Origin of the sequence: Moorena sp. SIO4A1, assembly GCF_010672065.1 — a bacterium.
GTDB lineage: Bacteria > Cyanobacteriota > Cyanobacteriia > Cyanobacteriales > Coleofasciculaceae > Moorena.
Map to the genome: position 1 here is coordinate 10,636 of NZ_JAAHHX010000083.1, position 12,364 is coordinate 22,999.

Sequence of the window (12,364 nt, forward strand, 5' to 3'; positions counted from 1 at the left end):
TGACTCTCTTGATCATCAGGGTGCATCTACTGATCTAAGTATAGCAAGATAAATGTGGGGTGCAACCCCTCACCCCTCTAAGCAAGCAAAATGTTACAAAACTTAATAGTGTGCATCGGCTTAATGATTGGGATGAAGGGTACGCACCGCTTCAAACCTATCACTTCAAATATGTAAAGAACTCTTAAGACATCTCAAAAAAAATAAGAGAGCCGTTGGTGTGACTCTCTCGATCATCAGGGTGCATCTACTAATCTAAGTATAGCAAGATAAATGTGGGGTGCAACCCCTCACCCTTCTAAGCAAGCAAAATGTTACAAAACTTAATAGTGCGCATCGGCTTAATGATTCTGATCAAGCGTACGCACTCCCAAAGCAACCACCAGTTGACTTGAAACCCTTGACTTCAAACACCATTAGAATTTTTCAGCAATCTCAAAAAAAAATAGAGAGCCGTTGGTGTGACTCTCTTGATCATCAGGGTGCATCTACTGATCTAAGTATAGCAAGATAAATGTGGGGTGCAACCCCTCACCCCTCTAAGCAAGCAAAATGTTACAAAACTTAATAGTGTGCATCGGCTTAATGATTGGGATGAAGGGTACGCACCGCTTCAAACCTATCACTTCAAATATGTAAAGAACTCTTAAGACATCTCAAAAAAAATAAGAGAGCCGTTGGTGTGACTCTCTCGATCATCAGGGTGCATCTACTAATCTAAGTATAGCAAGATAAATGTGGGGTGCAACCCCTCACCCTTCTAAGCAAGCAAAATGTTACAAAACTTAATAGTGTGCATCGGCTTAATGATTGGGATGAAGGTTAAGCACCGCTTCAAACCTATCACTTCAAATATGTAAAGAACTCTTAAGACATCTCAAAAAAAATAAGAGAGCCGTTCGTGTGACTCTCTCGATCATCAGGGTGCATCTACTGATCTAAGTATAGCAAGATAAATGTGGGGTGCAACCCCTCATCCCTCTAAGCAAGCAAAATGTTACAAAACTTAATAGTGTGCATCGGCTTAATGATTCCGATCAAGCTTACCAACTCATGCAGCAACCACCAGTTCCCTTCAAACCGCTGACTTCAAGCACCATTAGAACTGTTAAGCCCTCTCAAAAAAAAATAGAGAGCCGTGCTTGTGACTCTCTTGATCATCAGGGTGTATCTACTTGATCTCAGTATAGCAAAATAAATGTGGGGTACAACCCCTCACATGGTTAAACCAGTAAAATGTTATAATTATTGGCAGTTTTACGGTAGAATGCCTAGGGCGTGTTTTCTTGCCTCGGAGATCCCCCTAAATCCCCCTTAAAAAAGGGGGACTTTGAGTATGGCTCCCCCCTTTTTTAAGGGGGGCTGGGGGGGATCTAAATCTTGCGGAAAACTTTGAAAACACGCCCTAGGCCAAAATCATCATGCCACTAGGCGGTAACTCAATCCTGACCGTTGCCCTACCCTGGTCATGTTGAACGATTACAGTTTGATTCTGGGGTGGATTGCGTAATTGAGAGTTACTCCAGTAACTGTTGTAGAGCAGAGTAAGGGTTGAGCCGTGGGGGTGTAGTGAGGCATCAATGGTGACGTATGCACCACGGTTTTCAGTGCCATGGGTGTTTAAAGCAACCAGAATTTCTTGATTGTAGAGAATCCTTGACCAGGCAATTAATTCTCCAGCATCAGGAATAGCAAAAGGTTTGCCGAGATAGGAGGTTTCTCGGAGGTATTGACGACCGCCACGTAGGGTTTTACCAATCAGATCTGGTCGATTCCGGAGGTTTGCGATCGCAGAAATTCTGAGATACGTGGGATGGTCTGAGTCAAAGAAGTGACAGCCACTGGTTTCAAATGCTCCAAAGCTACCCCCAAACATCGATTCACGAATATAGCGATCGCTATTGGAAATGTTGCCATACTCATTTATTGCTTCAACACTAGGGTCATGGCGGTTTTCTGTGCCATCAAATGCTTGTTCAGTACCGTAATAGATACAGGGTATACCCAACGTGGTCAGTTGCACCCCTACCGCATGGGCTATTTGCTGGTATTTACTAGGAATAGAGTTATTAGCAGCAAAGCGATGTTTGCGATCGCGCCCGACCATATCATGGTCATCTAAGATGGAAACATGATACCGTCCCGTTTCCCGGTGGCTACCAAGGATATTATGCTCCTCAAATTGACCAAAAAACTCCCTTGGCGGTGTTAATCCTTTTACCATCTGTGCTAATCGCTTTGTGGGTTCCCCAATATCAAGCACAGCATCCAAGTTGCGACCAAATACTTCCAGGTAGTTGCGGGACATATGAGCCCCATCGGTTACTTCTCCCACCAGTAGGATGTTATCCTTACCAATCGATTCCGCATATTCCCGGATAGCACCACAAAAACTACGGGAAACTCGCCAAGGAATATGCTTAACGGTATCAATGCGAAATCCATCGCAGTCACTTAGGGCAATCCAGTATTGATAGACTTTAATAATCCCTGCTAAGACTTCCGGTTTAGCGACATTAATATCTTTTAAATCAAAGAAATCCCCTCGGCGAAATTCTAGCTCCGGATGCAGTTTATCTTCCCAAGGGTCTGCACCCCATTCGTTAATATGACCAGCACGAGTGTACCAATCCATGTTTTGAAATTCTTGAGGCCATACCCCATCAATTTCTGTAGTGATTTGGGAAATCGCTTTACCAGTGCCAGAACGCCAACTATGAAATGGATAAGGGGGTTCAAAACGGTAGGGAAGGGTAGCCTGAGGATTATCATTATCATCTTGGTAGAAAAAGTTATTGCCACTGTGGTTATAAATGATGTCTAAGATCACATACATTTCCCGCTCATGGGCAGCATCCACTAAATCCCGTAAATCCTGACGGCTGCCAAATCGGGGGTCAACATCTAGGAAATTTTGAATCCCGTAGCCGTGATAGGTGTCTAGTTCAATCCGTTGTCGCCAAACTGGACCAATCCAAAGGGTAGTGACACCTAATTGTTTCAAGTAGTCCAATTTACTTTCGATTCCCTTGAGGGTACCCCCTTGAAACCTTTTTCCCTTGCTCATCCAGTCACCTTTATTTTTGGCTTTAAATTGGTTTGGATTGCTACGGTCAAACTTTTTCCGCTCTAGTTCTAACCCATCACTGAATCGGTCAGGTAGCAGAAAGTATAGAATCTGGTCTCGCCAAGTAATCGGACTGGGATAAACATTGCCCCTCGGTTGCAGGTTGGCCTCAGCAAGGGTTTGGGGAGAGCATGGTTCAACTGGAGTAGACACGATGGAAACCTTTGGTGAATCGATGTTCGTTTCTTTAACGGTATACACCAGTAGATAATTATATTCCGCAAAAGATTAGGGGGATTCGGGAATCGGGAGTCGGGAGTCGGGAGTGGGGAATCGGGAGTCGGGAGTCGGGAGTAGGAATAACAAAATTGAATTTACCTAATAATTCATTCGTGGGGTGTTTTTTAATTTTGAATTGATAATGACGAAGGAAACTCAGAGAAATTCAAGATGATTTTGCATTTCCTCTGGCTGCAATACTTCCCAAATCAAAGTTAGTGTACCTATGATTTCTCCTATTGAGCGTCGATTAGGACTGCAATAAGCAATTCCAGAATGAGTTATTCCAGTTTGATGAAGTACCACAAAGTCGTCATCATGAGTCACCAGAACTCGTTGTTGCAATGTGGCAAAAGCAAGCTGTTCTTGATCAGAGGCAGCAATCAGTCCAACTTCTGAGGTTGTCGTTACTTCAATTCCACGACGACGCAAACCTTGAGAGATGGCATTGCTAACACTTTCATCCAAATGAAATCGGATTTTGGTCATTGCCGATTCTGAAGTTTTTGCTGCAATAGAGACGGTGTTTGAGCTTGTACCGCTTCTACAAAGGCTTCTCCAGCCTCAATATCCTGTCTGATTTCCTCTTTATGGTCGTGGTAGTAAGCCAGTGCTGCATAGACATCTGACAGGGTAATGCTAGGATGGTGATATAGAATTTCATCCGGTGACATTCCCATGCTTTCGTGCCAGATGACAATATCTTGAACTCGAATCCGATGTCCGGCAATCCGAGGTTTACCGCCACAAACCCCCGGAGTGATTTCAATATGTTCTGAGATTGTTGGAATAGTTGCCATTGGGAGAGTTAAACGTCACTGAAAGATGCATTACCTTACGGTAGTATTCTTACTGAATAGCACACTTTGCGGTCTGTTTGCGTTCGCGTAGCGTGGCCTACGGCCAATCGCATTCAAAGTATAGCATTTCAGCAAATAGTTAAAAAAATAGTTAAAAAATGCAATAAGCCCATTTTTAATAGTAATCAAGTACACAATATTTTCCCCCGATTCCCGACTCCCGATTCCCGATTCCCGATTCCCGATTCCCGATTCCCTACTCCCTACTCCCTACTCCCTACTCCCTACTCCCTACTCCCTACTCCCTACTCCCTACTCCCTACTCCCTACTCCCTACTCCCTACTCCCTACTCCCTTCCCTAGATCATGTATTACAGTCAATTTACTATTCAAAAAGTAGTCAATGATTTTGACTTAACCTTAATCGAACAAGGGAATATTTTTGAAAGCGATAGCGATCGCGTAATTTATCCTAGTCCTTATTTAGCCGAATTTATCACCCAAAATTACCAACTAGCCATCGCCTTGAATACGGAAAAAGCCCGATCAGAACTCTTGATATGTCCAGTATTACTCGCAGTTAGAGAATGCCATAAAAACCAGATTAGCTTGTTTTCTGGGGAAGAGTTTACTGTTGACCCAGAAGTGGGATTAAATGGCACCTGTGATTTTATTATTAGTCTTTCACCGGAACAGTTATTTGTTAAAGCCCCAGTAGCCATTATTATAGAAGCCAAAAAAGAAGACCTGAAAGGGGGATTAGGACAGTGTATCGCTGCAATGGTAGCAGCTGCTCGGTTTAACCAACAGGAGAATAATAGTAACGGTAATGGGATTGCAACGGTTTACGGTGCCGTAACCACTGGGACTCTATGGCGATTTCTGAAATTGGAAGAAAAAACAGTAACCCTCGATCTGGCGGAATATTTTCTGCCTCCCATCGAACCTATTCTAGGGAAATTGGTGCAGATGGTAGAACAGGATTAGGAATGATATCAATTCTGGTTGAATACCCATAATTAATGGGGAGATGGGGAGATGGGGAGATGGGGAGATGGGGAGATGGGAAGATGGGGCGACTAAGTATAGCACTACCGATTAAGGTGTTTGACATTGACACAAGGTTAAAAGCTAGCGCTATATTTTTATTGTTTTGATGCAATTTCCAGACTCCCCACTCCCGACCCAAATGTAAATAAATCTTGCCCAGCCCTTTGCGAGGGTTTACTATTGCTGGTATATTCCTGATGTAAACATTAAACTATCAGGAGATTGGGAGTTAAGAAAATAGAGAGTTAGGGATGAGTTCAAAAACACCTAAATTGATCAATAATCATGAAGATTTAGAAGTGTATCAAAAGGCTTTTAAGGCTGCCATGAGGATATTTGAACTCTCTAAACGTTTCCCAATTGAAGAAAGATACGCTTTAACTGATCAAATCCGACGCTCTTCTCGTTCAGTATGTGCTAACCTAGCAGAGGCTTGGCGCAGAAGAAGATATCAAGGCTCTTTTTGTGCTAGGCTCAACGATGCAGAAGCAGAGGCAGCAGAAACTCAAGTGTGGTTGAAATTTGCAGTTAAATGCAATTATCTAGATCTTGGTATTGCCAGAGAACTCTCAAATCAATATAACGAGATTTTAGGCAGTATAGTCAAAATGGTGAATGACTCAGACAAGTGGTTACTAAAAAAACCTTAAAATTATCCCCATATCCCCATTAGAACTGTTTCAATATCATACGTTAACAATTTGGAGAGATAGGGAGATAGGGAGATAGGGAGATAGGGAGATAGGGAGATAGGGAGATAGGGAGATAGGGAGATAGGGGGATAGGGAGATAGGGAGATAGGGGGATAGGGAGATAGGGGGATAGGGGGATAGGGGGAATTTTTCTTAAAAAAAAGGTATTTTTAACCTTAAAAAAACCCTCTCTCCATCAAACTCCCTCCCCATCACCCCATCTCCCCACCTCCCCATCTCCCCACCTCCCCACCTCCCCATCTCCCCATCTCCCCATCTCCCCACCTCCCCACCTCCCCATCTCCCCACCAGAAACATGGAACCACTCTTACAAATCCGTCCCCATTATCGCGTTGAAATTATTGAACCCAATCATGTTTATCTATTGGCAGAAAACGCCACCCACGCTTTAACGGGGGAATTTTACTGTCATCTGATGCCCCTGCTGGATGGTCAGTATACCTACGAGGAAATTTGTGAACGACTGACAGAGCACGCTGACCCAGACCAGGTGGCTTATGTGATCGAAAATTTGTATGACAAAGGGTACATCGCTGCCAAAGTGCCTGAATTGTCAGACGCTGCTGCTGCTTTCTGGAGTTTGCTGGGAGTAGAACCCCAAACTGCTTATGATTGTTTGCGGCAAGTAGTAGTTTATGTCACTGCTGTGGGGAATATTTCAACTAAACCCTTGACCGATAAACTCACAACCGTTGGCATTCAAACCCAACCCTGGACAGGTAAACCCCCAGTCACCGATTTACCCACTCTGTTAGTAGTGCTTACCGATGACTATCTACAACCGGAACTAGCAGAGATTAATCAAGTCGCCCTAGATACTAACCAACCCTGGCTGTTGGCGAAACCAATAGGAGGACTGTTGTGGTTTGGTCCGATCTTTGAACCAGGAATAACTGGCTGTTGGGAATGTTTGGCCCATCGTCTGCGGGGCAACCGGGAAGTGGAAGCGTCGGTGCTGAAGCAGAAGGGAAAGGCGAGACGTCTTGCAGAAGAGGGGAATCGGGAGTCGGGAGTCGGGAATCGGGAATCGGGAATCGGGAATCGGGAATCGGGAATCGGGAATCGGGGAGAAGAATTGACCCAAACACAATCAGAAACTGTTAATCAGTCTCAAACCCCGAATCATCAAGTTGAGTTTGGTCGGGTGACGGGGTGTTTGCCTACTTCTAATGCTTTCCTCAGTTCTACCTTAGAGACTGGCCTGAATTTAATTACCACTGAAGTCGCTAAATGGATAGTGCAACTGGGGGTAGAGGAAACAGCTAACTTGGCCACGTTGGTGGGGAAAGTGATTACCCTCAATCAAACTAACCTTAGCACTGAAACCCATCAGCTCTCCCATCGTCCCCAATGTGCTGCTTGTGGGAATCCGCAACTTTTAAGCGATCGCGCTCATCAACCGGTTACCTTAGTCAATCGTAAAAAGCAATACACTACCGATGGCGGGCATCGTGCCTTTACTCCCGATCAAACCCTGAAACGCTACCAACACCTGGTTAGTCCCATCACCGGAGTTGTCAGTGCCCTAGTCCGTTCCTCTGACCCAGACAGTGCCCTGCTCCATACCTATCATGCTATTCATAGTTACGGTGCTGCCACCAATAATTTGAACCGTTTGCGTCGTCTGTTGGGTCATAAAAGTGCTGGCAAAGGGAAAACTGACCGTCAAGCCAAAGCCAGTGGGTTCTGTGAAGCGGTAGAACGCTATTCCAGTATCTATCATGGGGATGAACCCCGGATTGTTTCTACCTTAGGGGAGTTGGGAGATACTGCTATTCCTCCCGAACAGGTGATGCAGTTTAGTGAGTATCAGTACGCTCACCGAGAAACCTTGAACAAAGCCCGAGTCGATCACAATTGGGTGCCGCAACGGTTTGATAGCAGCAAAGCCATTGAATGGACACCTGTTTGGTCTTTAGTGACACAAACCCATAGCTATCTACCCACTGCCTTCTGTTATTACAACTATCCCCCATCAAAGGATCATCACTTCTGTTCCGGTGACTCCAATGGCAATGCTGCTGGCAATACCTTGGAAGAAGCGATTTTGCAGGGCTTTATGGAATTGGTGGAACGGGATAGCGTGGCTATTTGGTGGTACAACTGCCTGCAATGTCCGGGAGTGGATTTAGCCAGCTTTGATGACCCCTATCTGGTAGAGTTACAACAACTATACCGCGATCGCAAACGTGATTTGTGGGTGCTGGATATTACCAGTGATTTAGGCATTCCCGCCTTTGCTGCCGTCTCAGCCCGCACCGATCAGGAACAAGAAGGGATTATTGCCGGGTTTGGTGCCCATCTCGATCCTCGGATTGCCATTTTACGGGCAGTCACAGAGATGAACCAACTGGGATTTTATGTGGATGACGTGGAACCCAGTGAAACCGGTGCTTGGGAGGAATGGAATAAGCATAATCTAAACCGCAAAGAGCATCCCTACATGGTTCCCAATCCTGACATTCCCCTCAAGCATCACAGTGACTATGCTCAACAGTGGAGTGATGATATTTATGAGGATGTCATAACCTGTGTCAACATTGCCCAGTCCGCAGGCATGGAAACCCTAGTTCTAGACCAAACCCGCCCGGATATTGGCTTAAATGTAGTCAAGGTGATTGTACCAGGGATGCGCCATTTTTGGGCAAGATTCGCCCCCGGTCGGTTGTATGATGTCCCCGTTAAGTTAGGCTTGTTCGCGGAACCCTTAAGGGAAGATCAACTTAATCCGATCCCGATGATTTTGTAGGAATGGGGAATTAAGAATTAAGAATTAAGAATTAAGAATTAAGAATCGGGAATCGGAACCCACCCCTAACCCCTCCCAGGAGGGGAACGGGAGTCGGGAATCGGGAATCGGGAGTGGGGAACAGGGAACAGGGAACAGGGAACAGGGAACAGGGAACAGGAGTCGGGAGTCGGGAACAGTGGACAAGAATTCACGCCCCATCTCTCCATCTCCCCATCTCCCCATCTCCCTATCTCCCCATCTCCCTATCTCCCCATCTCCCCATCTCCCTATCTCCCCATCACCCCATCTCCCCGCGCCCCCGCCCCACACTCCCCCATCACCCCATCTCCCCTGCTCAGCTGCTAGCGGGGAAACTGCCACCAATGAAGTGAATATCACTGAAGGTTTCGATCCACAGACGAGCGCCACAATCGAGGGGATGATCTGGCTGATAGACAATCTTACAAGGACCGAGGATTTCGACTTCGTTGCCGTAGAGATTGGTACCCTTTCGTTTTACTGAAATCACTGGCTTCCGCTCTTCCCGGCTTTTGTGCATATTCGAGCCAATGTGATTGCGGTTGACATTAATCTTCGCTAAAGCCGGGGGACGACTGGTACGCCATTTGCCCTTCGGTCCACGGCTACCTTTGGTAATTTGTGGCAAATGGTTGAACAGAGGAATAATCCAGAATTTCCCACTTTTATAAGCACCCCTGACCCGACCCTTCTCTAGGAGTTGGCGCAATCGCCGAGACGAAATTCCTAACAGAGATGCGGCTTCAGTGGTACCAACACACTTGTTCATCAGTGGACTCCTCCTTAACTATTCCGATAATACTAGTTTAATGGAAAAAAAGAGAATTGACAAGGGGAATAGGGAATCGGGAATCGGGAATCGGGAATCAGGAGTCGGGAATTGGGAATTGGGAAATGCGATCGCGTAGCGGCTCCAAAGGAGCATCGCACTACTTCCCACTAATTTAGTTAATTAATTAGTGAGAACTTTTAGTACTTAAATTAATTGTGAGAATTTTTATTCCCTACTCCCTACTCCCTACTCCCTACTCCCTATTCCCTATTCCCTATTCCCTGTTCCCTGTTCCCTACTTCCAATTCGTTACAAAAATTTAAAACATATGTTATAATATGCAATTTTTTGTGCTAAAATAAAACTGTGGTCGTTGTGCGACGTGAAAGCGTCTGAATGAATCGAAACCTGAAATGGTTTTCTGAGGAGTGCATCCCTCAGCCTGCCGAGATGAGAGGGGAAGAGTAATCGGAACCTGTGTGCAGATTCTCGATAAAGTCCCGAAAGGGAAAGGTGATTGAAAGTGGAGTCACACCACCATTATTGCTCGCAGGAAGACTGACAATGGTTAACGAAAGTGAACGTTTGCCGCCTCGTTACATTTAAATGGTGAAAGTGACTGAAACACCGTAGTCAAAATGACAACGAATCCGTTACTAAGAAGTTTAGTCGTGCGTCTACTAAACTTGATGCAACGAAGGATTCCGGGGTATGGAACGAACCTAAAGACAGTTGTAAACTTCATTCAGATGAACACGGAAAACCCTGACTTTTCAACTGCCTTCACGGCAAAGTGGATTGTAAATGAAACCGAGAGTTGACAGGGAACAGGAGACTGGAAGAAGCGAATGGTATCAAGACGAAAGTCAACGGGAAAATCCAAAGGATATAACCGGATACATAGATTCAATGAATCATACCGAGAGGTAGCTGACGTCCAGTTGGTCTAATCAGAATATTCAACACCTTGAAAAAGAATATTACGGAGATGAGAAGTGGAACCGGTAACGGTACTGAAATCGAAGACTGGCAAGAGATTAATTGGAAAATTGTCAACCGCCAGGTATTCAAAATTCAAAAGAGAATATTCAAGGCCACCCAACTTACCCAATCTAATGGCAGCTGGAAAAAAGTAGTAAACCTGATGAAGTTGTTAATAAACAGCAAATCAGCACTACTACTGGCAATACAAAGGGTAACACAGATTAATAAAGGCAAGGGAACTGCGGGAGTAGACGGAATAACCGCTCTAACTCATGAACAGAGAACCAACCTAATTAAAAAGTGGAACTGGAGTAAAGTAAATCCAACCAAGCGAATATACATACCGAAACGGAACGGTAAGAAAAGACCTCTGGGAATACCCACCATAAACGACCGAATTGGTCAAGCCATCCTAAAAATGGCATATGAACCGGTATTTGAAGTGTATTTTGAACCAGGAAGTTACGGATTCCGACCCGGAAGGAGTTGTCACGATGCCATCCAAGATGTCTTCTCAACCTTGAAGAAAGGGAGTTCTCACAGATGGGTGCTAGATGCAGATATCAAAGCTGCATTTGACAATATCTCTCATGAATTCATAATCGAGAAGATAAAAGGATTTCCAAAAAGGAACGTCGTACTGAAATGGTTAAAGGCTGGATACATGGAAGAAACCAAATTCTCTGAAACCAAAACAGGGACACCTCAAGGCGGAATAATAAGTCCACTAATAGCAAATGTTGCACTGGATGGTATACAGGAATGGATTTCCAAACCTATGGAAACCATTACATATAAAACCAGAAACAGGGGCAAGGACATCAAAAAGAAAAAGGAGGTAAACAAATATAAATTTGCTAGATATGCGGACGATTTTGTTATAACCAGTCAAACCAGGGAAAATCTTGAAGAGATAATCCCTCAGTTAGAATCATGGTTAGCCCAAAGAGGATTGAAACTGAATAAAGCTAAGACTCAAATCAGAGATATCAGAAAAGAGGGATTCTCATTCCTCGGATTTGATATACGGCAATTCAAAGGCAAGACACTCAGGTATGGAAGCAACAGGTATAAACGTTTTGCTCACAAAATGAGAATTAACGCCAAACCTAATGCAAAACGGATACCTTCCCCTAATGCCAAATTAAAAGAAGAAGAGTGTTACTCATGCTTCATAATACCTGGTAAGAAGGAAACCAAAGAATTCCTAACCAATATACGGGAATATCTCAAGAATGAAGGAAGAGTGTTGAGCTTCGATACGGTGTTAAATAGACTCAACTCTAAAATCAGAGGATGGCTAAATTACTACCGTTTTGTATGCTCCAAAAAGACATTTTCGAAAATCAGGAAAGAGGTATTAGATGCCATATACAGGTACCTAAAAAGGAAACATCCTAAGAAGTCCTGGAAATGGATTAAACGGAAGTACTACACAAAAATTGACCAAGACCCTCACAATCCATATGCCGACATCAAAGGTAAAAGGAAGAACAGAGAAGTCTTAGTCAACGCTGCCAAGGATGTACCTATAATCAGATTTGAGAAGGTAAAAGGGAAAAATTCACCATTTGACCCCACACTAATCGAATACTGGAAAAAGCGCCAAACGAAATGGGGTAAAACCAAATTCGCTAAAGGCAGCAAATATGAACAAATCTACACCAGACAAAAAGGCATATGCCCTATATGCGGAAAGCCAATTTGTTTGGACGAAGCGTTCGAGGTACATCATATAGTGCCAATCAGGGATGGAGGCAACAACAGCAAGGCGAATCTAATGATTCTACACCAACACTGTCATAAAGCCAAAAATAAACATCTACACAAAAGGGTGGACTGAATAGGCTTGAGCCGGATGAGTGTGAAAGTCTCAAGTCCGGTTCTTAGGGGAGGAGGAGATGGTAACATCTCCTGCCTTACCCGCCA

Annotated in this window: 12 protein-coding genes; 6 read left to right on the forward strand and 6 right to left on the reverse strand. The window is 44.4% G+C overall.

The features are described 5' to 3' along the window. Positions 1-1,405 precede the first annotated feature (1,405 nt). The 3 genes from F6K53_RS31285 to F6K53_RS31295 form a co-directional block, all read right to left on the reverse strand. On the reverse strand, positions 1,406-3,280 hold the full coding sequence (locus tag F6K53_RS31285; protein WP_293069193.1) for an alpha-amylase family glycosyl hydrolase: 1,875 nt from the start codon (positions 3,278-3,280) through the stop codon (positions 1,406-1,408). A gap of 222 nt (positions 3,281-3,502) precedes the next feature. Then, positions 3,503-3,835 (reverse strand): DUF5615 family PIN-like protein, encoded by a 333-nt coding sequence (locus F6K53_RS31290; protein ID WP_293021281.1) that lies wholly within the window; start codon positions 3,833-3,835, stop codon positions 3,503-3,505. Further along, positions 3,832-4,146: a DUF433 domain-containing protein gene (locus tag F6K53_RS31295; RefSeq protein WP_293021280.1), complete on the reverse strand. Its 315-nt coding sequence runs from the start codon at positions 4,144-4,146 to the stop codon at positions 3,832-3,834. Before F6K53_RS31295 ends, F6K53_RS31290 begins: the two co-directional genes overlap by 4 nt. A gap of 66 nt (positions 4,147-4,212) precedes the next feature. Between F6K53_RS31295 and F6K53_RS31300 the strand changes: the two genes are divergently transcribed. The 5 genes from F6K53_RS31300 (at position 4,213) to F6K53_RS31320 (ending at position 8,658) form a co-directional block, all read left to right on the forward strand. Continuing rightward, the gene (locus F6K53_RS31300) at positions 4,213-4,509 is read left to right on the forward strand and encodes a hypothetical protein (protein ID WP_293069195.1); all 297 of its coding nucleotides are present in this window, start codon (positions 4,213-4,215) and stop codon (positions 4,507-4,509) included. Between the two features lie 3 nt (positions 4,510-4,512). Continuing rightward, the gene (locus tag F6K53_RS31305; protein WP_293021278.1) at positions 4,513-5,133 is read left to right on the forward strand and encodes a hypothetical protein; all 621 of its coding nucleotides are present in this window, start codon (positions 4,513-4,515) and stop codon (positions 5,131-5,133) included. A 35-nt stretch (positions 5,134-5,168) separates the two neighbouring features. Then, positions 5,169-5,303 carry a hypothetical protein gene (locus F6K53_RS31310; RefSeq protein WP_293021277.1) on the forward strand — a complete coding sequence of 45 codons (135 nt, stop codon included), beginning with the start codon at positions 5,169-5,171 and terminating at the stop codon, positions 5,301-5,303. A gap of 144 nt (positions 5,304-5,447) precedes the next feature. Then, positions 5,448-5,846 carry a four helix bundle protein gene (locus tag F6K53_RS31315; protein ID WP_293021276.1) on the forward strand — a complete coding sequence of 133 codons (399 nt, stop codon included), beginning with the start codon at positions 5,448-5,450 and terminating at the stop codon, positions 5,844-5,846. 358 nt (positions 5,847-6,204) lie between these two features. Next, positions 6,205-8,658 carry a TOMM precursor leader peptide-binding protein gene (locus tag F6K53_RS31320; protein ID WP_293030373.1) on the forward strand — a complete coding sequence of 818 codons (2,454 nt, stop codon included), beginning with the start codon at positions 6,205-6,207 and terminating at the stop codon, positions 8,656-8,658. A gap of 24 nt (positions 8,659-8,682) precedes the next feature. Here the strand turns inward: F6K53_RS31320 and F6K53_RS31325 are convergent, their stop codons facing one another. The 3 genes from F6K53_RS31325 to F6K53_RS31335 are packed head-to-tail and all read right to left on the reverse strand — an operon-like array spanning position 8,683 to position 9,604. Further along, complete coding sequence (locus F6K53_RS31325) at positions 8,683-9,021, reverse strand: hypothetical protein (protein WP_293030370.1); 339 nt, start codon at positions 9,019-9,021, stop codon at positions 8,683-8,685. After that, the gene (locus tag F6K53_RS31330; protein WP_293030367.1) at positions 8,996-9,448 is read right to left on the reverse strand and encodes a helix-turn-helix domain-containing protein; all 453 of its coding nucleotides are present in this window, start codon (positions 9,446-9,448) and stop codon (positions 8,996-8,998) included. The genes F6K53_RS31325 and F6K53_RS31330 overlap by 26 nt, the downstream gene beginning before the upstream one ends. A gap of 18 nt (positions 9,449-9,466) precedes the next feature. Continuing rightward, positions 9,467-9,604: a hypothetical protein gene (locus F6K53_RS31335; RefSeq protein WP_293030364.1), complete on the reverse strand. Its 138-nt coding sequence runs from the start codon at positions 9,602-9,604 to the stop codon at positions 9,467-9,469. Positions 9,605-10,418: 814 nt separating this feature from the next. On the opposite strand from F6K53_RS31335, the gene F6K53_RS31340 reads away from it, so the two are divergent. Then, positions 10,419-12,278: a reverse transcriptase domain-containing protein gene (locus F6K53_RS31340; RefSeq protein ID WP_293083389.1), complete on the forward strand. Its 1,860-nt coding sequence runs from the start codon at positions 10,419-10,421 to the stop codon at positions 12,276-12,278. The last annotated feature ends 86 nt before the right edge of the window (positions 12,279-12,364 follow it).